The following is a 20,108-nucleotide window of genomic DNA, read 5'->3' as shown; positions in this document are numbered from 1 at the left end:
ATAGACGCCACGGGTATCAGCGACGGTATATAACTATATTAAAGGTTAGACAGATAAATCTAGAACTTTTTATCGTTTTCTACCCTCACGCGTCGTCACTGCGTCGACGCTGTAGCGAGGGCACCAGGTAAACCGGCACCGTAGACAGTTGCAGCACCCGTGCAGCGGTGCGTCCAAGCGGTGTGGCCGCCGCCGTTGCATGGCTATGACTGCCGACGATCAGCAGATCGACGGAGAGTTTACGCAACTGGTCGAGTATCACCTCGCAGGGGTCTCCCTGGATCACCCGTACCGAGCGGATCAGCTTCAGGTCTTGCTCGCCGTCCCCCAACTCCTCGCGAAAACTGTCCAGTACCCGTTGCTCGATGGTCGCCATGACCGTGGTCAGCCCCTGGCTCTGCCATTCACTCAGGGCCTTCTCATCAAGGTAGCTTTGCAACACCGATTCGGCGAACAACCCGATGGGCTCGACCACATGAATCACATACAGGTCCGCCTTGAACGTTCGCGCCAGCGCCAGTGCATGTTGCATCACATAAGGCGCATACAGACCCAGGTCCGTGGCGTACAACATCGAACGAATCATAGAACCCCCCTGGATGGCCAGGATGGCGGAGATTGAATGAGCTTAGCAGCGCATCAACGACTTCGATTGGCTTAGCTCTCGGTCTGCCCCCTTACCTCATTGCTGATGCCATGGGGCACATGCCCGGTGGCCACCACCTCCCTGGCTTTCTCGCAATGACCGGCCTGGTCATCGAAAAACACATCGGCGGCAAACGCCTCCAGGAATGCGGATTTTTCCAGGCCGCCAAGAAACAACGACTCGTCCAGCCGGATATCCCACTCGCGCAGGGTGCGTATCACCCGCTCGTGGGATGGCGCCGAACGGGCGGTGACCAACGCGGTGCGGATCGGGCACGCCTCCTGCGGGAACTCGCGCTGCAACAAATTGAGTGCCGCCAAAAAGCCCTTGAAGGGACCGCCGTGCAAGGGCTGGCGCGCCGACTCCCGCTCGCTGGCCTGGAACGCCTCCAGCCCACCGGCCTGGTACACACGCTCCGACTCATCGGAAAACAGTACCGCATCACCGTCAAACGCGATGCGCAGTTCGTCGCTGCACGCCCGGTTGGGGCCGCCGGACAAAATCGTCGCCGCTGCAAAGCCGGCATCGAGGGCACTGCGCACATCTTCAGCATGGGTCGAAAGAAACAGATGGCAACCGAAGGCTGCCAAATAAGGATAGGGACTACGCCCGCCAACGAAAGCGGCGCGGGAAATATCCAGGCCGTAGTGCTGGATCGAATTGAACACCCGCAAGCCGGTGTCGGCACTGTTGCGCGAGACCAGCACCACTTCGACCCGGGCACGACCTAGGCTGGCGTTAAGGCTCAAGAGTTTCTTGACCAGTGCAAACGCATCGCCGGTCGCGAGGACTTCTTCTTCGTGCTCGATCTGATATTGGCGGTACGCCTCAACACCCTGGGCCAGGTAGACCTTGTGGCTGTCGCTCAGGTCGAACAGCGCCCGCGAAGAAATCGCCAGCACCAGTTTGTCGCCTAATCCCTTCGCCATCGTATGCCCTCCGAATCAGCGGTTATGCCGATCAATAAAACTCAACGCCTGATACAGCGCCTGCATCCGTGGCAGCTCGCAACCGGCGGCCTTGGCGGCGGCCAACGGCCGTGCGTAGATCGCAGCCAGTTCCAGCGGGCGCTTATGGACATGGTCGTGGTACATGCTGGGCAGGTAGTCGTCCATGGTTTCGGTCATGGCGAACATTTGTTCGGCGTAGCTGGCAGGGATCTCATGCCCACAGGCGTGTGCACCCGCCACGACCTCGGCCATCAGCGCCTGGATCAGTTCGCGGCTGGACTCATCGGCCATCATCGCCGTCGTACCCGTGCCCAACAACACCGAAAGGCCGTTGTACGGCACGTTCCACACCAGCTTGTGCCAGCGCGCCTGATGCACATTGGCCATGGCCTGGGACTCGATGCCCGCCTGGTGGAACAACGCCGCGCCAGCTTCGACAATCGCCTTCTGCTGCGCTTCATCATTGGCCGCCGTGCCGCTGTGATAACCCAGGTTGACCCGACCCAGGGCCTGATGCTCAACCACGCCAGGCTCGGAACGGTGCACGCCGATGTAGCACAAGCCACCCAGCAGATGCAGCGAGGCTGGCAGGTGTTCGCGCAGACTGTCTTCGACGTCCAGGCCGTTTTGCAGCAGCACCACCTTGGCATCCGGCGCCGCGACCTGGGCGATGGTCGGGGCCAGGTCCACATTGCCCGTGGACTTGGTGCCTACCAGCAGCCAGTCACACGGTGGCATATCGGCGGCGCTGGCGTAGGCCTGCACCGGCTGCAGATGCAAAGGGCCGTGCACGCTGCTATTGATACGCAAACCCTGCTTGCTGACCGTCGCGTACTCGCTGCGCAGCAGGAAGTGCACGTCAAAGCCGGCACGGGCCAGCATCACGCCGTAAAAACCACCGATAGCGCCGGTGCCGATGATGCCAATGCGTGGCGATGGAGCGGTCATGGCAGATCCTCTGGAATGCGGGTAAGGGCTTGATTAATGCTGTCGGCAAGGTCGGATGCTGCAAGGCGCGTCTGCAATTGCCCGAGGAACTGACCCTCGCACACCACGAACAACGCCGGCAAATGAAAGATCTGGTAGCGTTCAACCGCGCCGCCGTTGTGGCCGGCATCGACCCAGCACACGCGGTCCACCGGCAATGACCAACCGGGCAACTGCTGGCGTGCCCAACGGCAACTGGAACAGCCTGCGCTGGTGAAGACCAGCAGAGAAAGGCCTGGCAATCCCAGCAATTGCTGGTCAATATCCAGGTCGGTCAATTCCAGTTCCTTCACTATACTGCTGCTGCCGCCGTCAACAGGACGGTGCTCGGAGTCCGTGTACATGGGTCGTTTTTTACCTCACCCTGATGATGTCGCTGTCGAGTTAACACAACGTCCCTCCCCCGCCATTCCCCGTCAACGCCTGCTCACGATCGCCCTGGGCGGTATCGCCTGCCATTGGCCGCGCGCCTGGCGCCAGGGTACGGCCGTTGACCTGCACATTCCCTCCCTGGGGCCCAGCGCGCGTTATCCGGGCTACGTGGCATGGTGCCGCAAGGTCGCGGACGGCTACCGCATCGGCATCTCGTTTACCGATGAGCATGCCCTGTTTGGTGCGCGTATGGGTGAGCAAGCATGCCGGATAGAGCGCTACTGCCGCCAGCACGAAGATGCCGAACCAACGCCCGAACAATTCGAAGCCCTGGCGCGCGAGTGGGTGTCGCGCCATGCCGTCGAGTTCTCCCACGAGGCCTTTGTGGCGCCAGCGCTGGATTAAAGCGGGCTTTGCCCATTGTCGCGGGCCCGTGTTACGCGCTAAGGTTCCTCCCCCCTGCATTCAAATCATGCTGTGCTCCGCCGCACGGGGATGGCTGGCGGCCGGCACCCGTGACCCTGACGAGTAAACGATGGCTGATTTACCGATCAATGACCTAAACGTCGAATCCAACGAGACCCTGATCACGCCCGATCAGCTCAAGCGCGAAATCCCCCTGAGCGACGCTGCCCTGCAGACCGTCACCAAGGGCCGCGAAGTCATCCGTGAGATTCTCGACGGCACCGACCATCGCCTCTTCGTCGTCATCGGGCCTTGCTCGATCCACGACCTCAAGGCGGCCCACGAGTACGCCGAGCGCCTCAAGGTGCTGGCGGCGGAAGTGTCCGACACCCTGTACCTGGTGATGCGCGTGTACTTCGAGAAACCGCGCACCACCGTCGGCTGGAAAGGCTTGATCAACGACCCGTACCTGGACGACTCGTTCAAGATCCAGGACGGCTTGCACATCGGCCGTCAGCTGCTGCTGGACCTGGCTGAAATGGGCCTGCCTACCGCCACCGAAGCCCTGGACCCGATCTCCCCGCAGTACTTGCAGGACCTGATCAGTTGGTCGGCCATCGGCGCGCGCACCACCGAATCCCAGACCCACCGCGAAATGGCGTCCGGCCTGTCGTCGGCCGTGGGCTTCAAGAACGGCACCGACGGCGGCCTGACCGTGGCGATCAACGCGCTGCAATCGGTCTCCAGCCCGCACCGTTTCCTGGGGATCAACCAGGAAGGTGGCGTGTCCATCGTCACCACCAAAGGCAACGCCTACGGTCACGTGGTCCTGCGCGGCGGCAACGGCAAGCCCAACTATGATTCGGTCAGCGTTGCCCTGTGCGAACAGGCGCTGAACAAGGCCAAGATCAAGCCAAACATCATGGTCGATTGCAGCCACGCCAACTCCAACAAGGACCCGGCGCTGCAACCGCTGGTGATGGAAAACGTCGCCAACCAGATCCTGGAAGGCAACCAGTCGATCATCGGCCTGATGGTCGAGAGCCACTTGAACTGGGGTTGCCAGGCCATTCCAAAAGACCTGGCCGACTTGCAGTACGGCGTGTCGATCACCGATGCCTGCATCGACTGGGCGGCCACCGAAAATACTCTGCGCAGCATGCATGCCAAGCTCAAGGACGTCTTGCCGAAACGCAAACGCACCTGAACCCGCACTGCGCACACAAAAACGCCGGGCTAAGCCCGGCGTTTTTCATGGTGCTGTTTTTATGCCTTACAGCTTCGCCGCATGGCGCTGGTGGCGCTCCATGTAGCGTTCGACATAGGAGCAGGACGGGATCACCGTGTAGCCGGACTCTTCGGCAAACTTCAGGGCTTCCTCGGTCAGCGCCGCTGCAATACCCCGGCCGCGCAATGCGTTGGGCACGAAGGTCCGATAGATATCCAGGGTCTGCTTCCCGAGGTCCATGTAGGTCAGGTAGGCACGATGACCGTCCACATTGGTCTCGAACTGATGACCAGCCTGGTCATGGTGGATGGACAACGCCTCGCTCATCACTACTCCTCGCGGGTCTTGGATTCCGACCCCTACCTTACCGATGTTTTTCCGGCGAAGGAACATCTACGCCACCCCGTGCCGGTTTCGACAACGAGAAACCTCTAGCGCTCACAACCAGCACGTAGGGAATAGTAGGCACCAATCCTGAAATTGCTCAAGGCGCGCTCATCATCCCCCCGCCGCTGGCGGTTATAGAAAGGGCATCGATCAACCGGTGATCGATAGCCTGAACATTGCCGGCAGTTGAAGCTTGAGACGAACAGGCGCTCTTAAAGTCACCTCTACATGCGTAAAAGATGCGAGACGGGGTAACGCCAAGCGGAACAAAAGAACAGCTGCCGATATATAAATTTCTATCCATATACCCAGCCCGACGCATGCGGGCCGTAGCTTTCAGACGGGATCCAATGCACATCCGATTGAAAAAAATTGAACGGTTTTTATACAAACCTTCAAAAGATTAGCCAAAATAGATTCGGCGCGAGAATTTTTTTTGCTTCTTGCGCTACGTCAGTTTACTTACTACAAGTAATGGGTAGTATGTACGCCGGCTTTTGCTCACTCTGAGCAAGTAGCTATTTAATAGAAAGTCCTTGAAGGGGAACACGATGAACAACGTTCTGAAATTCTCTGCTCTGGCTCTGGCCGCAGTTCTGGCTACCGGTTGCAGCAGCGTCTCCAAAGAAACCGAAGCTCGTCTGACTGCAACTGAAGACGCAGCAGCTCGCTCCCAGGCTCGTGCAGACGAAGCCTACCGTAAAGCTGATGAAGCTCTGGCTGCTGCTCAAAAAGCACAACAGACTGCTGACGAAGCTAACGAGCGCGCTCTGCGTATGCTTGAAAAAGCTAGCCGCAAGTAATAATCCCTCGGGGTTGTTATCAAGCCGATCCATTTATGGGTCGGCTTTTTTATTGCCTGGGATTCGGTACCGAACCCCAGGCAATAAAAAAGCCCGCCGCAGCGCTAGGCCGTGGCGGGCTTTTGAGCCGGCAGCTTTACTGCTGCAAGTCGATCGGGGCACTGGCAGCGATCGGCGCGCCACCAGGCACACCGATTTCAGTCGGCAAGCCGTCTTCCGCAGCGACCACATCCCGCACCTGATCCCAGTTCACCCGCAGGTTATTGGCCAGGTCTTCACGCTTGAGCAAGGCGTTGATCACCGCCGTGTGCTTATCGACCACCGACGGCGTGCCGTCATCATTCAACGGCGTGTGCGCTTCAAGGTAGACCTTGCCGCCGCTGCTGCCGAACTTGTAGGCATCGTTGATGATGCGCACCGACGTGCCCACCGGCACCATGCCGGCCATTTCCAGTACGTTGTTGTTGAACATGCGGAAGCAGCCGTGGCTGGTCCGCGTGCCGATGCCGAATTTCATGTTGGAGCCGTGGATCAGGTAACCCGGCGTGCCCAGGGTGAACTTGAATGGGCCTAGCGGATTGTTCGGGCCGGCAGGCACCACGTTGGGCAACGGATCGCCATTGGCAGCGTGCTCGGCCTTGATCGACGCAGGTGGCGTCCAGGTCGGGTTCGGCGTCTTCGCGATGATGCTGGTATGGGCGATGGGCGAGCCCCAGCCTTCACGACCAATCCCCAGCGGGAAGGTGTAGACGACGTTCTGCCCCTTGGGGTAGTAGTAAAGCCGGTACTCCGCCAGGTTGATCACGATGCCTTCCCGTGGGCCGGGGGGCAGGATGAAGCGCGTCGGCAACACAATCTCGGTGCCGGCACCCGGCAGCCAGGCATCCACGCCCGGGTTGGCCGCGACCATCTCCGAGTAGCCCAGGTCATAGGTGGTGCCCAGGTCGGCAAAGGTATCTTCGTACTTGGCCTTGATCACCTGGACCTGCCCCACGATGTCTTCACCCGGTGGCGGCAACGGTAACTGCAGGGCTGCCGCAGGGCCGGCCACGCACAGGGCGGCAAGGGACAGGCAGCAGGTGACGACGGAGAGGCGCGAGAACATCCGGAAAATCCTTCGCAGAACGACGGGTAGGAAAAAACTGATTGTATACGTGAAGCACGCCGGGAGCATCAACCTGCCCCCCCTCGGCTACTCGAAGCGCAGCTCCGGCCAGATCAGCGGAGTGCCGCGCTTCTGGGACTCGAGGATCGCCCGGCACAACGGGCACAGCCGCTGGTCCTGGAAAATCGCACGGTCCACCGATGACCAGCGCGGCTGGGCTGGCAGCAAGGTGCCACATAGCGTGCGGTCAATCGTGCCGCCCAGCTCCAATTGGCGTGCCACCAGATGCACCCGGACTTCCTGGCAGGCGAACAGATCCAGCTGCTCGTCAGGCTCGATCAGTTGGTAGTTGAACAGGGACCAGGCAGGGCGTGACATCGGGGGCTCCAGATCGGGGGGGCGCCACCTTAGCCGAAAGCCTGCCGGTAGAAAAGCGTCATAACAGCGGTTTTAGCGTCGGCCAGACATTTTCCAGCAACTTGCCCTGGGCGCCGACTGCCGGGTGCAGCCCGTCAGCCTGCATCAACTCCGGGTGACCACCGATACCTTCAAGGAAAAACGGCACCAGCGGCACGGCTTTTTCCTTGGCCAGGCTACCGTACACTTCGGCAAAGGCGTTGGTGTAGCGCGGGCCGTAGTTGGGTGGCAATTGCATACCGAGCAACAGCACCTTGGCGCCGATGGCCTTGGACTGGTCAATCATCGAGGCAAGATTTTGTTGCAATTGCGCCGGAGGCTGACCACGCAGGCCGTCATTGCCGCCCAGCTCGATGATCACCAGTTCCGGTTTATGCTCTGCAAGCGCCGCCGGCAGCCGCGCGAGGCCCCCCGCACTGGTGTCGCCGCTGATGGAGGCATTGACTACTTTATCGTCGAAACCTTCGCGCTTGAGCCGTTGTTCGAGCAGCGCGACCCACCCTTTGCTGGTATCCAGGCCGAAACCGGCACTGATACTATCGCCAACGATCAGGACTGTACCCGCCGCTGCGCCCTGGGCCACGCACATCAAGGCCAGGCCAGCACTCAAAAACCACATTCGCATCGGATTCTCCATGGGCGCAAGCATTCTCACCGCGCGGAACCTTAGCAAAGTGGTTCCCAGCGCGGAAGGTGAACTGACTATCCTGCACGAACTGAGCCTGGAACTGAACAAGGGCGATAGCCTGGCTATCGTCGGCAGCTCCGGTTCCGGCAAATCCACCCTTCTCGGCCTGCTGGCCGGCCTCGACCTGCCCAGCAGTGGCGAAGTCACCCTCGCCGGCCAAGCCCTCAGTACGCTGGACGAAGACCAGCGCGCACGTATCCGCGCCGAACACGTGGGTTTTGTCTTCCAGTCGTTCCAACTGCTCGACAGCCTCAACGCCCTCGAAAACGTCATGCTGCCGCTGGAGCTGGATGGCCGCAAAGACGCCCGCGAGCGCGCCCGGCACCTGCTCGAACGTGTCGGCCTGGGCCAACGCCTGACCCACTCGCCACGCCAACTGTCCGGTGGCGAGCAGCAACGCGTGGCGATTGCCCGCGCCTTCGCCGCCGAACCGGACGTGCTGTTTGCCGATGAACCCACCGGCAACCTCGACAGCCACACCGGCGAGCGCATCAGCGACCTGCTGTTCGAGCTCAATAAAGAGAGCGGCACGACCCTGGTGCTGGTCACCCACGACGAGCGCCTGGCACACCGCTGCCGACGCCTGATCCGCCTTGAAGCCGGCCTGATGGTCGCGCCCCTGGAGCCTTGATGGCACGTTTGCCGCTATTGCGTCTGTTCAGCCTGGCCATGCGCCAATTACTGCGCGATGCTCGCGCCGGTGAATTGCGCGTGTTGTTCTTCGCCTTGCTGGTGGCGGTGTCCGCCAGCACTGCCATCGGCTACTTCGGTGCGCGCCTCAATGGCGCCATGCTGTTGCGCGCCACCGAGTTCCTGGGGGCCGACCTGGTGCTCGAAGGCAGCTCGCCAGCGCGTCCCGAACAAATCAGGTCCGGCACCGAACTGGGTCTCGACCATGCGCGCATCGTCGAGTTTTCCAGCGTTATCGCCACCGACAACGGTATCCAGCTCTCCAGCATCAAGGCGGTCAACGAGCAGTACCCACTGCGTGGCGAACTGAAAAGCGCAGCCGAGCCCTTCGCCGAGGAAACCCCAGGTGGCGGCCCGAAACCCGGTGAAGCCTGGGTGGAAGCGCGCCTGCTGACGGCGCTGAGCCTGAAAGTCGGCGACAGCATCGACGTGGGCATGAAGACCCTGCGCCTGGCCCGCATCCTGACCTATGAGCCCGACCGCGCCGGCAACTTCTACAGCCTTACGCCACGCGTGATGATCAACCTGGCCGACCTGGACGCCACCGGCGTGGTCCAGCCCGGCAGCCGCGTCAGCTACCGCGAACTGTGGCGCGCGCCACCCGACAGTACGGTGCTGCAAACCTATCGCGACCTGGTCAAGCCAGGCCTCGCCGCCAACCAGCGCCTGCAGGACTCGCGGGACGGCAACCAGCAGATCGGCGGCGCCCTGGGCAAGGCCGAACGCTACTTGAACATGGCCAGCCTGGTCGCCGTACTGCTGGCCGGCGTGGCCGTGGCGCTGTCGGCCAACCGCTTCGCCAGCCGCCGCTTCGACGCCAGCGCACTGCTGCGCTGCCTCGGCTTGTCGCGCCGCGAAACCATGCTGCTGTTCAGCCTGCAACTGAGCGTGCTCGGCCTGCTGGCGAGCCTGACGGGCGCCCTGCTCGGCTGGCTGGCGCAATTTGGCCTGTTTTACTTCCTGCATGATCTGCTGCCGGCGGACGTACCGCCCGGCGGGTTGTTGCCAGCCGTCGCCGGGATCGGCACCGGGCTCGTCGCCCTCGCCGGTTTCGCCCTGCCGCCACTGGCCGCGCTGGGCCGCGTACCGCCGCTGCGCGTGTTGCGTCGTGACCTGCTCCCCATCGCCTCCAGCACCTGGATGGTCTACGGCGCGGCGCTGTTCGCCCTGGGCCTGATCATGTGGCGCCTGAGCCTCGACCTGGTGCTGACGTTCGCCTTGCTCGGCGGCGGCGTGATTGCTGCACTGATCCTCGGTGGCTTGCTCCTGCTGTTGCTGCAAAGCCTGCGCAAGCTGCTGGCGCGCGCATCACTGCCGTGGCGCCTGGGCCTGGGCCAATTGCTGCGCCACCCGCTGGCGGCAGCCGGCCAATCCCTGGCGTTTGGCCTGATCCTGCTGTCGATGGGGCTGATCGCCCTGTTGCGTGGCGAGCTGCTCGACACCTGGCAAAACCAGTTGCCCAAGGACGCCCCCAACTATTTCGCGCTGAATATCCTGCCCGCCGACACCGAAGCCTTCAGTGCTCGCCTGCTGGCCTTGCAGGCCCAATCGGCGCCGCTGTACCCGGTGGTCCCAGGGCGCCTGATCAGTATCAATGGCGAAGCGGTGCAGGCAATTGTCAGCAAGGACTCCAGCGGAGACCGTGCCGTGCAGCGCGACCTGAGCCTGACGTGGGCCGCCGACCTGCCACCGGGTAACGTCCTGACGTCCGGTGCCTGGTGGTCGCCGCAGCCAACGGATGAGATTCCCGGGGTATCGGTAGAAGCCAAGGTCGCTGAAAGCCTCAAGCTCAAGCTCAATGACCACCTGGTGTTTACCGTCGCCGGGGAAAACCGCGAGGCGCGCGTCACCAGCTTGCGGACCATCAATTGGGATAACTTCCAGCCCAACTTCTTCATGATCTTCCAGCCAGGCACCCTGAAGGACCTGCCTGCCACCTACCTGACCAGCTTCTACCTGGCCCCTGGGCATGACCAACAGATCGTCGATTTGTCCCGGGCTTTCCCGGCGGTGACCATCCTGCAAGTCGAAGCCTTGCTGGAGCAATTACGCAGCATCCTCGCCCAGGTAACCTTGGCGGTGGAGTACGTCCTGTTGTTTGTATTGGCAGCCGGGATGGCGGTGCTGTTCTCCGGCTTGCAGGCCACCCTGGATGAGCGAATCCGCCAGGGCGCATTGCTGCGGGCACTGGGAGCAGAGCGCAAACTGCTGATCAAGGCACGGCGTATCGAGTTCGGCTTGCTGGGCGCGGTCAGCGGGTTGCTGGCGGCGCTGGGGACGGAGCTGGTGACGCTGGTGCTGTACCGTTATGCCTTTGACCTGGCCTGGCACCCTCACCCGTGGCTGTTGCTGCTGCCGGTGCTGGGTGCCGTGTTGATCGGCGCTGCCGGCGTGTTCGGCACACGCCGCGCATTGAACGCCAGCCCACTGACCGTGCTGCGCGAAGGCTGACACGCCGACGGCCCGTACCCTCCCAGGTACGGGCCGTCCTGGCCTACTTCACATACTCGATCGCGGTAATCCACCAGCAGGCTTCGCCACTGGGCGTCTGCACCATGGCCTCGTCGTCGACTTCCTTGCGCAGCAGCGCCCTGGCCATGGGTGAATCGATGGAGATGTAATCCATCCGGTCATAGATCTCGTCATAGCCCACGATGCGAAAACGCTTGGTCTCGCCTTGCTCGTTTTCAATATCGACCCAGGCGCCGAAAAATACCCGCCCTTCCTGCTCCGGCATGTATTCCACCACGCGCATGTCTTCCAGGCGCTTGCGCAGGTAGCGCACGCGACGGTCGATCTCACGCAGCAGCTTCTTGTTGTACTGGTAGTCCGCGTTCTCGCTGCGATCCCCCAGGGACGCCGCCCACGTCACTTTGCGTGTGGTATCCGGGCGCTTTTCCCGCCACAGGTAATCCAACTCTTTTTTCAGCGCTTCATGACCTTCTTTGGTAATCAGCTTGGTGCTCAAACGCCTTCATCCCCGGAAAATGCTCATTGACCCCACTACGCCATTGCATCAAGGCATGGCGCCGGCAAACAGAGCCTGATGATAAATGAACAGGGGAAAGTAGCCAGGCCTGCGGACAAACTGCATCACGTCGACATCGAACGAGGATCGATCATCTATTGCGCCCGCTCGGTACTGTCGAAGTCGCCCACCACTTGATCCAACTCAGGAAGTATGACCTGCAGACGTTGGCGCAAACTGGAAAACTGCAAAAGCATGGCTGCCAACTGCTCGCCTTTGCGATGAACTACCAATTCCTGGGCGTGTACTTGGGCGACACGCTTCTCAAGGGCATCGGCTCGCTCATCCATCTGCTGCTGCGCCTGCTGATAGACAGCCGAGGCACTCGCCAAGCGACCTTCACGATTCTCCAAGGCCTGTGTCCGCATTTGCAGGGCGGTCTCGTTTTCCTGGGTTCGGCTCGCCAACTCCTGGCGCTTTTGCTCAAGCTCAGCCTGGCCTTGCTGCAGTTGAACTTGCCACTGCTCAAGTGCTGCCTCTTTCTTGAGTGCCACCATTTTCTGTTGGGTCAGCTCCTGGGCGACGCGCGCAAGGCTGGTCAGCGTGCTATCCACCTCAAACAATGACGGAGCCTCAATTGACGCGCCCAGCGTTTCAAATGGCGGCTCGCTCAGTGGCAAAGGTGTACGGGGAACCTCAGCCGGCGGCTCAAGCATCGCCGGCTGGGGCGGTTCAGGCCTGCTCGCGGCCTGGGGCGGAGATACCATTTGAGAAGAGAAACGAATGGAAGGCACTACCACAGCAGAGCTTTCAATAGCGGGTGACGCGGGAGCCGATGTTCCCAAGGTAATGACTTTCATCACCAGGGCTTTCTTGATGATCAGGGAGTGGTGATCCTCAGGCCGTGCCGGGGGTAACTTGCAGCCTTTCAAGTCGACGAAGTGATAAGGAATCTGGGTATCGGCAACGCCACTGGCTTTCACCCCAGAGGCCGCCCACGTCAATATCTGCTTGAATACCTGCATCGCCAATTGCAAATCTGCTTGCACATCGACACCGCCCAAATAATAACGCTCAAGTTTCTTACGCAAGGCTGCGATATATACCCGGGAACTACCCGGCTCAGCCTCTTCATCCAGGCTATACACCAGAAAGTTTGAACTGATCTGAGGCACGGCAAAACCACAAAGCAGTGCGCCATTGATCGGCGCATCCGCACCGGAGTGCGCAAGAACAAGGGTACGTAGAAGCATCATGGTTGTTGGGCCTCGCGCCAATTAATAAACTTAAAATAAACACCAAATAAACATTCCGCCATCAAGCACTACTCAGAAAACAATTGTTTCAGCGAGCTGCAAGCCTGAACGTAGGAGTAATCTTATTCATCCCCTGCGCGTTTCCAACCCCCTGCATTGGACGTACTATTTTTTAACCCGAGCCCCGACACACGTCAACCAAAGCGCTTGCCTCTTCATATATATTGCGAAACTAATGCAGCAGAAAAGCATAATGATCGAGATAAGTAACCTAACCAAAAAACTGGGCAAACAGCATGTTATCAACGATCTTTCATTGGTGGCCCAAGGCCAAGAATGCATAGGTTTGTTCGGGCATGGAGGCGCGGGTAAAACGACACTCCTGAAGCTGATGGCCGGCCTGCTCAAACCCTGTTCCGGGCACGTGAGCATACTGGGTTTCAATACCCGAACCCATCGGCTGCAAGTAGCCCAGGCCGTAGGCTACCAGCCTGAGCCCGGCATCAACCGTTCGACGATGCCTGTCGCAGGTTTCCTCAACCTTATCGCCACTTTTCGCAGGTTCTGCGGCGCCGAAAAACGCAAACGCCTTGACCGGATCACCATGCAATTGGAGCTGTCGGCCGTACTCAACGAGCCGCTCAACGCACTCCCCATGGGGTTGCAACGCAAGGTTGCGCTGGCGCAAGCCATCTTGCATGACCCCGGCGTACTGTTGCTGGATGAGCCCACCGAGGGCCTGTCCCCGTATCAGCAGTGCAAAATTCGCACGCTCATCCAAACGTTGGCCGAAGAGATGACCGTGATTGTCGCCACCCGGGATTGTGATGCGTTGTCGGGAATCTGCACCCGCGCCCTGGTCATTGGCGGGGGCCGCCTCCTGGCAGACACCCCCATGTCCGAACTCCAGCGCAGCTCTCGGTACTACAGGGCAGTCACCCTGGCAGCGGATACGCCGCTGGACCTGTTGGCGTTGGCCGTACTGCCGGGTGTTGCCGGCATCGAAGAGGATCGCCACAGCCCTGGCACCGTCACCGTTCTCGCCATGCCAGGCCACGCTATCTACCCCCCGATCAGCGCCCTGATTGCCAAACGCGGCTGGCAAATAACGGCGCTGAACCTGGAGCCTGGCCGCCTGAACGACGTCGTCCACCACTTGAGCCAAGGGGCGTCCTTTTGAATATGCTGCCGTCTATTATCAAGCGCCAACTTGCCCGCTACCTCTGCGCTCCAGCAACCTACCTGAACATCGCAGTCTTTCTGACACTCTCAACTACGCTTGGACTACACAACAGTCAGTTACTGGAGCGAAACAGCACGGACCTGCAAGACTTCTTTCAATTGCACCCCTGGCTGTATCTGCTATTAATTCCCGCACTCTCTATACAACTCTGGGCCGACGAACATGAAACGGGCCTTAGCGAATTACTCATCACACTGCCGGTGACAAATGCGGAATTGGTCATCGGTAAATTCCTCGCAGCCTGGGTCATAACTGCAATGACGCTGGCATTGACGCTACCCATTGTAGTGATGGTCAACCTTTTAGGGGACGCAGACAACACCGTGATTGCCACGCAATATCTGGCCAGCTGGCTGCTCGCCGGAAGTTATCTTTCCATCGGCTGTTTTATATGCGCCCTGAGCCGTCATCATCTGGTTATATTCATACTAACCTTAAGCATTCTGCTGATGATCAGCGGACTCTCCAGCGTACTTGATGCGCTGGAGCACCAAGCCCCGATCTGGATAATCGATAGTGTGGCGTCCTTAAGCCCACTGTCACGTTTCACTCACATTGATCACGGCGTCATTGTTCTTCGAGACTGTCTTTACTTTATCAGCGTCATAGTGGCCTCACTTGCTGCGACCACCGTCATCCTCAACTACAAAAACAGCTGAGAGGGAGCGTTCTCAATGCGATCCGCACTGCACGCCGGCATGACACTGGTGGTCCTACTGTTGGTTTTCCTGGCCTTTAACCTGGTGTGGGCCGGTAAGCTGCCTGATCTGCGCTGGGACGCCTCACACTCGAAAACCAATACTCTGTCGGCGCCCGTACAGCAACTACTGGAGTCCCTGGTCAGTCCGCTGGATCTTTACTACTTCAATTCAAACGGTCACCCGAAAAAAAGCCAGGCCACCCAACGCTACGCCAAGCGTGTAGAAGAAACGCTCAAGGCGTTCGAAGTAGCGGCACAGGGCATGATCAATCTGCACATTATCGACCCAGGCGCTTTTTCAGAGGACGCCTACAGGGCAGGGCTCTATGGGCTTGATGACGAAGCGGGATTCTTTGGCCTCATTGGCACCCGAGACGGCCAGCCCGCGCAACGCATCACGTCGTTCAGCGCCGACCGTGCAGCGTTGCTGGAGTATGAAATCAGCCACTTGATCAGCCAGTTACTCCACCCGCAACCGCCTGCCATCGGCCTGCTATCCGGGCTACCCATCAAGGAACTGGCCGGCCCCCTGCTACAGGACCTGCAGCGACACTTGAACGTGGTAGAGCTGGAACCGAGCGTGCGCCGTGTGCCCGCGCAAATCAAAACGCTCATGCTGGTGCACCCCCGTGCGCTATCTGAACAGACCTTGTACGCGATTGATCAATTTGTATTGGGTGGTGGCAAGCTGATGATGTTTATCGACCCCCTGAGCGAACAGGGTTCAAGGCAACAAGCCCTTAACCCCCGACTGGAGGCGCTGCTGTCCAGTTGGGGCATCCGTATGCCGGCCGGCCAGGTGTTGATCGACAGTCGCTATACCACGCAAGCGCCCTCGGGGACCTTTCCTACCCTACTGAGCCTGCCCAGACAGGCAATGGCCGCAAACGATATCAGTACCTGGAAACTGGACGCTGTCAGCGTATCGAGCAGCGGCGCCCTCTTCCCCCTCGACAAGCACCGCACACGCTTCACCCCCCTGCTGTACAGCTCCGAGCAGTCTGCATTGCTGGAAGCCGACAGGGTTGGCAAATCACCCGCTGCTGGCGAACCGCCTTCAAGCGGGGTACGCCATGTGATCGCCGCCCGCCTTGAGGGGCCCGCCTATTCGGCGTTTCCCGACGGAATTGGTGGCCAGGCTCCCGGATTGCAGAAGGCGGCGCAGATTCAAGTAGTGGTGGTGGCCGACACAGACGTGCTCATGCGCCCGTCAACCCGATTGACGCCTCACAGCAACAGCCTGTTTATATTGAACACATTGGATAACCTGGCAGCGCCTCAGGCGCTTGCCGACATACGCCCACGGCCACCGACGCAATACACACTGCATAGCCTGGAGAACCAACGCAAGGCCACCGCCCGCGCCTACCAGGAACAGGCAAGCGAACTGGAGCGACGCCTGGCGCAAACAGAATACGAATGGCAGCGCTTGAACCCAGCCGTAACAACCTTGGGTACCGAAACCGTCAATACCAATGCCCAATTACAGGCACACAACAAGGAACGCCTGCGCCTGGCGATGGAACTGCATGCACTGAAAGTGGCGGTTTATGCGCCGCTGGATCGCCTGGTACAAAACGTCAAGCTGGGGGTAAGCGCACCGATACCCATACTGCTTTGCCTGACGGCCTGGGGCCTGTATCTGCGACAACGGCGTCGACACGTAACACCGTGAAACGACTTAGCGACGCGCGATCAGCCCTTGCCTGGCAACGCGTGTCAGGTGACGGATCACCTCATCGGCGTCAGCGGCGCTGGGTGCCTGGATGACCGCAAGGTCAAAGCTGTTATTGGCAAAACGGGCGAGGGAATCGCCGTCTTCGACAAACTGGATCAGGAACGCCGAAGGCCGGCCGGTGCGACGTGGCCAGCCATCCAGGTAACGCAGCAGCGTCGGCTGGTGTTTGCCGCCCAGGAGGATTTTCGGGTTGCGCTGAGTCAGGTCAGCGGTGATCGGGGCCAAGCGTATGAGGGGGCGTAGTGCTGTCATCGTGTCGTGTCTCTGCCTCAAAAGTCTGCGGGCAGGTGAGAGGCAACACCGAACCAGCGCTTTAGCGGAATTTCGAAGCAAAGTGATTGCTTCTATCGGGACCGATAACAGTCACCCATGGCGCCCCGCAATTAGCTGTTTAAATCGGCGCATGAGCGGGCATCCTAGAGAAGCCGACGGGGCCATGTCAAGAATTGCGCGCAACGAAAAGGCCCGCACATGGCGGGCCTGGACAGGGTGTTGCAGGTGGCTCAGTTGGCGATAGCGCGGTCGGCAGACAGCTTGCCGGCACCTTCGAACAACACGGCCAGCGAGCCGCCCAGCAAGGCCAGCGCAAACTCATAACCGTTGTTGGCCATGAACAGACCGTTGTGGATATGCACCGAAAGGATCGCGACCACCGACAGAATGGTCAGGCCCAAGGCCGCTGGGCGCACCAGCAAACCAATGATCAGTGCCAGGCCGGCAAAAAATTCAGTACCGCCGGACAACAGTGCCATCAGGGTACCCGGCGCCAGGCCGATGCTTTCCATCCACTGGGCAGTGCCTGCCAGACCATAGCCGCCAAACCAGCCGAAGAGTTTCTGCGAACCGTGGGCGGCAAAAATCACGCCGACAACAATACGCAGAATGGTCAGGCCGTAACCGGCGCGGGTGGACAGCAGGCTTTTGATCAGCGGGCTCATGGGGGTAATCCTTTTCGATGTAGGGGGTTGGTTGGCCGCTATATTAATCAGTTTATGGAATGTTAAAAGCCGAAAAAATGCCTGATTAATATCGATTAAATCGATTACTTCCGTGAGGCGATTTTCGGTACCGGTGGCTCCAGGGACTCCCGCTCCCGATCGAATGCCAAGTAGTACTTGTTGACGCTATTAACATAGCTGACGCTGCCCATTCCCACCTGCTCCATGGCAATGCGCTCAACCTGGAAGAACCACTGGTTGGGGTTCAGCCCCCGACGCTTGGCCTCGGTGCGCATCCCCTGCACCCGCTCCGGGCCCATGTTGTAAGCCGCCAAGACAAACGCCATGCGCTCGCGCTCGTTGAGCTTGGGGCTGGCGAAGAATTTGCGGCGAATCATCGCCAGGTAGCGAGCGCCCGCCTGCACATTGCTGTCCAGGCTTTCGATGTTGTTGACACCCACCCGCTGCGCCGCCGACGGGGTGATCTGCATCAGCCCCGTGGGCCCGCCGCTGTTGCGTGCACCGGGGTCGAGGGCGGACTCCTTGAAGGCCAGCGCCGCAAGGTTCAGCCAGTCCATGCCCTGCTCGCGGGCGTGTTTTTGCAAGACCGGACGTAGTTTTTCCAGGCGTTGGCGGTCGACACGCGCCAGCGGGTTGCGCACTTGATAAAGGCGGCGGTAGATACGCTGGAACGCCACATCCTGGTCGGAAGGCGTGTGATAGGTCTTGAGGAATCGATCAATGCTCGCCCGCAACATCGACGCATCCTGGCGCACAAACCAGTACTCGTCGCCCGGCTCGCTGATGACCACCTGCTTGTCGAAGCGCAGCTTGGGCAGGATTTTCGACCACCGTTCGGCAATCGGTTTCTCCACAATGGTCAGGTGGAAAATACCCGCGTGGACCATCTCCAGCACATCTTCCACGGCCAGGGTCGGATCAACCCATTCCACTTTTACCGGCGGCTGCTTGTGCAGTGCCAGCTTCTGGTTGACCTGGCTGATGGCGTCCGCCGCCGCACTGCCGGTGGTCAGCGCCAAGGTGCGCCCGGACAGTTGCTCCAGCTTGGTAAACCGCCGTTCGCCTTTCACCCCCACCAGCCATAACGGTACGCCGCTGGCAATCGGGTCACTGGTGCTGATCTTGTGGGCAGCCTTGACGTCGAGCAGTTCACCAGGGGCGACCAAGTCACCTTCGCCACGGGCCAGGGCGCCGAGCAACTGGTCCTTGGCCTTGGGAATGATCTTGAGGTTGATCTCCTGGCCATCACGGGCGTGGCCGTTGAGGTATTGCTCAAAGGCGCGCAGGCGATGGTATTCGACGCCGATGGCCTGGCCTTGCACTTCGCCGGAACTGTTGCGGCTCTGGTTGACCAATACGCGCAGGGTACGGCTGGAGCGAATTTCCGCCAGGTCACGGACCTTGCCAGGCTTGGTCACTTCCAGCGGCCCGTCGAGACGCGCAACCGCCGCCATGGGCAGCAGCAACGTCAGGCACAACATAAGCAACGCCGAGGGTCGGATCATCCGCTCTCCGGTAAGAATACTGGCCAACGCCCTCGCGAAAAACGAGGCGGTGGGGGTCAGAAACAGAGCGCTTTAAGCGCTGGCAAGACGCGCAACGGTGACACAGGGAAAAGCATACGGCCAACCACGATGTCACTTGCGACGTTCAAAGACAGCGATAACTCATTGTAGTTCTTCGTTTTTCTTATAAATCTACAGCTCTGATATGCTTTCCGGCCGCAGGCGGAGATAGCACCATGCAACTCATTGATATCGGCGTCAACCTGACCAACCCCAGTTTCGACGAGAAGCACCAGGCCGTACTCGACCGTGCCTACGCCGCTGGCGTGCAACAATTGATCCTCACCGGCACCAGCCTCGACGGCAGCGAACAGGCCCTGGAACTCTGCGTAAAACTCGATGAAAGCGGCCAACGCCTGTTCAGCACCGCCGGCATCCACCCCCACTCCGCCAGCGACTGGAACAGCGACAGCGCCCGGCGCTTGCGCGGTCTACTCAGCGAAAACCGTGTGCGTGCGGTGGGCGAATGCGGGCTGGATTTCAATCGGGATTTCTCGCCCCGCCCGCAGCAGGAAAAAGTCCTCGAAGAACACCTGGCCCTGGCGGTCGAGCTGCAACTGCCGGTGTTTCTCCACGAACGTGACGCCAATCAGCGCCTGCTGGACATCCTCAAGGACTACCGTGACCACCTGACCGCCGCGGTGGTGCATTGCTTCACTGGCGAACAGCAGGCGCTGTTCAGCTACCTCGACCTGGATTTGCACATCGGCATCACCGGCTGGATCTGCGACGAGCGCCGTGGGACGCACCTGCACCCACTGGTCAGGGAAATTCCCCGGGGCCGCCTGATGCTGGAAAGCGATGCGCCCTACCTGCTGCCGCGCACCCTGCGGCCCAAGCCGAAAAACGGCCGCAACGAACCGGCCTATCTGCCCGAAGTGCTGCGTGAAGTCGCCCTGCACCGCAACGAGACCGTTGAAGACCTGGCCGAGCACAGCAGCGTCTGTGCCCGCGCATTTTTTGACTTGCCCAGCGTGGAGTAATGCGGCGCATTGACCCAT

Annotated in this window: 22 protein-coding genes; 9 read left to right on the top strand and 13 right to left on the bottom strand. The window is 60.2% G+C overall.

Translation table 11 applies throughout. From position 1 onward, the window contains the following. Positions 1 to 85 precede the first annotated feature (85 nt). The 4 genes from ACZRMO_RS04945 to ACZRMO_RS04930 form a co-directional block, all read right to left on the bottom strand. A complete protein-coding gene (locus ACZRMO_RS04945) occupies positions 86 to 586 on the bottom strand; it encodes a universal stress protein (protein WP_124527141.1) in 501 nt (166 codons plus the stop codon). A 71-nt stretch (positions 587 to 657) separates the two neighbouring features. After that, entirely contained in the window at positions 658 to 1,575 is a 918-nt protein-coding gene (locus tag ACZRMO_RS04940; RefSeq protein WP_463972092.1) for a 5'-nucleotidase, read from the bottom strand. 15 nt (positions 1,576 to 1,590) lie between these two features. Then, entirely contained in the window at positions 1,591 to 2,544 is a 954-nt protein-coding gene (locus ACZRMO_RS04935) for a putative 2-dehydropantoate 2-reductase (RefSeq protein WP_463972091.1), read from the bottom strand. Beyond that, on the bottom strand, positions 2,541 to 2,927 hold the full coding sequence (locus ACZRMO_RS04930; RefSeq protein WP_463972090.1) for a YbbN family protein: 387 nt from the start codon (positions 2,925 to 2,927) through the stop codon (positions 2,541 to 2,543). Before ACZRMO_RS04930 ends, ACZRMO_RS04935 begins: the two co-directional genes overlap by 4 nt. On the opposite strand from ACZRMO_RS04930, the gene ACZRMO_RS04925 reads away from it, so the two are divergent. Further along, a complete protein-coding gene (locus tag ACZRMO_RS04925) occupies positions 2,926 to 3,360 on the top strand; it encodes a PilZ domain-containing protein (protein ID WP_463972089.1) in 435 nt (144 codons plus the stop codon). The genes ACZRMO_RS04930 and ACZRMO_RS04925 overlap by 2 nt on opposite strands. 130 nt (positions 3,361 to 3,490) lie before the next feature. Then, positions 3,491 to 4,567 carry a 3-deoxy-7-phosphoheptulonate synthase gene (locus ACZRMO_RS04920; RefSeq protein WP_124527136.1) on the top strand — a complete coding sequence of 359 codons (1,077 nt, stop codon included), beginning with the start codon at positions 3,491 to 3,493 and terminating at the stop codon, positions 4,565 to 4,567. Positions 4,568 to 4,633: 66 nt separating this feature from the next. On the opposite strand, the gene ACZRMO_RS04915 is transcribed toward ACZRMO_RS04920, so the two are convergent. Further along, positions 4,634 to 4,915, bottom strand: a complete 282-nt coding sequence (locus ACZRMO_RS04915; RefSeq protein WP_003233387.1) for a GNAT family N-acetyltransferase — start codon at positions 4,913 to 4,915, stop codon at positions 4,634 to 4,636. Positions 4,916 to 5,526: 611 nt separating this feature from the next. On the opposite strand from ACZRMO_RS04915, the gene oprI reads away from it, so the two are divergent. Next, on the top strand, positions 5,527 to 5,778 hold the full coding sequence (oprI, locus tag ACZRMO_RS04910) for an outer membrane lipoprotei OprI (RefSeq protein ID WP_003172710.1): 252 nt from the start codon (positions 5,527 to 5,529) through the stop codon (positions 5,776 to 5,778). A 136-nt stretch (positions 5,779 to 5,914) separates the two neighbouring features. Here oprI and ACZRMO_RS04905 read toward each other — a convergent pair whose 3' ends face one another. The 3 genes from ACZRMO_RS04905 to ACZRMO_RS04895 form a co-directional block, all read right to left on the bottom strand. Beyond that, the gene (locus ACZRMO_RS04905) at positions 5,915 to 6,883 is read right to left on the bottom strand and encodes a L,D-transpeptidase family protein (protein ID WP_463972088.1); all 969 of its coding nucleotides are present in this window, start codon (positions 6,881 to 6,883) and stop codon (positions 5,915 to 5,917) included. 87 nt (positions 6,884 to 6,970) lie between these two features. After that, positions 6,971 to 7,261 carry a hypothetical protein gene (locus ACZRMO_RS04900; protein WP_192298733.1) on the bottom strand — a complete coding sequence of 97 codons (291 nt, stop codon included), beginning with the start codon at positions 7,259 to 7,261 and terminating at the stop codon, positions 6,971 to 6,973. A gap of 58 nt (positions 7,262 to 7,319) precedes the next feature. Beyond that, entirely contained in the window at positions 7,320 to 7,925 is a 606-nt protein-coding gene (locus tag ACZRMO_RS04895; protein WP_124527134.1) for an arylesterase, read from the bottom strand. A gap of 10 nt (positions 7,926 to 7,935) precedes the next feature. Between ACZRMO_RS04895 and ACZRMO_RS04890 the strand changes: the two genes are divergently transcribed. Both ACZRMO_RS04890 and ACZRMO_RS04885 read left to right on the top strand, forming a co-directional pair. Continuing rightward, positions 7,936 to 8,619, top strand: coding sequence for an ABC transporter ATP-binding protein (locus ACZRMO_RS04890; RefSeq protein WP_005786391.1), 684 nt, complete (start codon positions 7,936 to 7,938; stop codon positions 8,617 to 8,619). Then, on the top strand, positions 8,619 to 11,129 hold the full coding sequence (locus tag ACZRMO_RS04885; protein ID WP_463972087.1) for an ABC transporter permease: 2,511 nt from the start codon (positions 8,619 to 8,621) through the stop codon (positions 11,127 to 11,129). Before ACZRMO_RS04890 ends, ACZRMO_RS04885 begins: the two co-directional genes overlap by 1 nt. 43 nt (positions 11,130 to 11,172) lie before the next feature. Here ACZRMO_RS04885 and greB read toward each other — a convergent pair whose 3' ends face one another. Together greB and ACZRMO_RS04875 are read right to left on the bottom strand one after the other, a co-directional pair. Then, complete coding sequence (greB, locus tag ACZRMO_RS04880) at positions 11,173 to 11,646, bottom strand: transcription elongation factor GreB (RefSeq protein WP_017734429.1); 474 nt, start codon at positions 11,644 to 11,646, stop codon at positions 11,173 to 11,175. Between the two features lie 155 nt (positions 11,647 to 11,801). Then, positions 11,802 to 12,902, bottom strand: a complete 1,101-nt coding sequence (locus tag ACZRMO_RS04875; protein ID WP_463972086.1) for a hypothetical protein — start codon at positions 12,900 to 12,902, stop codon at positions 11,802 to 11,804. A 253-nt stretch (positions 12,903 to 13,155) separates the two neighbouring features. Here ACZRMO_RS04875 and ACZRMO_RS04870 point away from each other — a divergent pair, with 253 nt between their 5' ends. Genes ACZRMO_RS04870 through ACZRMO_RS04860 form a run of 3 tightly spaced genes read left to right on the top strand, consistent with a single transcriptional unit; the run spans position 13,156 to position 16,520 of the window. Beyond that, complete coding sequence (locus tag ACZRMO_RS04870) at positions 13,156 to 14,082, top strand: ABC transporter ATP-binding protein (protein WP_463972128.1); 927 nt, start codon at positions 13,156 to 13,158, stop codon at positions 14,080 to 14,082. Continuing rightward, on the top strand, positions 14,079 to 14,804 hold the full coding sequence (locus ACZRMO_RS04865; RefSeq protein ID WP_463972085.1) for an ABC transporter permease subunit: 726 nt from the start codon (positions 14,079 to 14,081) through the stop codon (positions 14,802 to 14,804). Before ACZRMO_RS04870 ends, ACZRMO_RS04865 begins: the two co-directional genes overlap by 4 nt. A gap of 15 nt (positions 14,805 to 14,819) precedes the next feature. Beyond that, entirely contained in the window at positions 14,820 to 16,520 is a 1,701-nt protein-coding gene (locus ACZRMO_RS04860; RefSeq protein ID WP_463972084.1) for a Gldg family protein, read from the top strand. A 6-nt stretch (positions 16,521 to 16,526) separates the two neighbouring features. Here ACZRMO_RS04860 and ACZRMO_RS04855 read toward each other — a convergent pair whose 3' ends face one another. The 3 genes from ACZRMO_RS04855 to ACZRMO_RS04845 all read right to left on the bottom strand — a co-directional run bounded on the left by ACZRMO_RS04855 (position 16,527) and on the right by ACZRMO_RS04845 (position 19,047). Beyond that, entirely contained in the window at positions 16,527 to 16,835 is a 309-nt protein-coding gene (locus ACZRMO_RS04855; protein WP_026136480.1) for a hypothetical protein, read from the bottom strand. 251 nt (positions 16,836 to 17,086) lie between these two features. After that, on the bottom strand, positions 17,087 to 17,521 hold the full coding sequence (locus tag ACZRMO_RS04850) for a DoxX family protein (protein ID WP_463972083.1): 435 nt from the start codon (positions 17,519 to 17,521) through the stop codon (positions 17,087 to 17,089). Between the two features lie 104 nt (positions 17,522 to 17,625). After that, a complete protein-coding gene (locus ACZRMO_RS04845; protein ID WP_463972082.1) occupies positions 17,626 to 19,047 on the bottom strand; it encodes an MltF family protein in 1,422 nt (473 codons plus the stop codon). Positions 19,048 to 19,283: 236 nt separating this feature from the next. Here ACZRMO_RS04845 and ACZRMO_RS04840 point away from each other — a divergent pair, with 236 nt between their 5' ends. Next, complete coding sequence (locus ACZRMO_RS04840; protein WP_463972081.1) at positions 19,284 to 20,090, top strand: TatD family hydrolase; 807 nt, start codon at positions 19,284 to 19,286, stop codon at positions 20,088 to 20,090. The last annotated feature ends 18 nt before the right edge of the window (positions 20,091 to 20,108 follow it).

It is taken from the genome of Pseudomonas sp. B611 (assembly GCF_055407965.1).
Note: the sequence above shows the minus strand (reverse complement) of the source record. Positions and strands in the feature narration are given on the sequence as shown.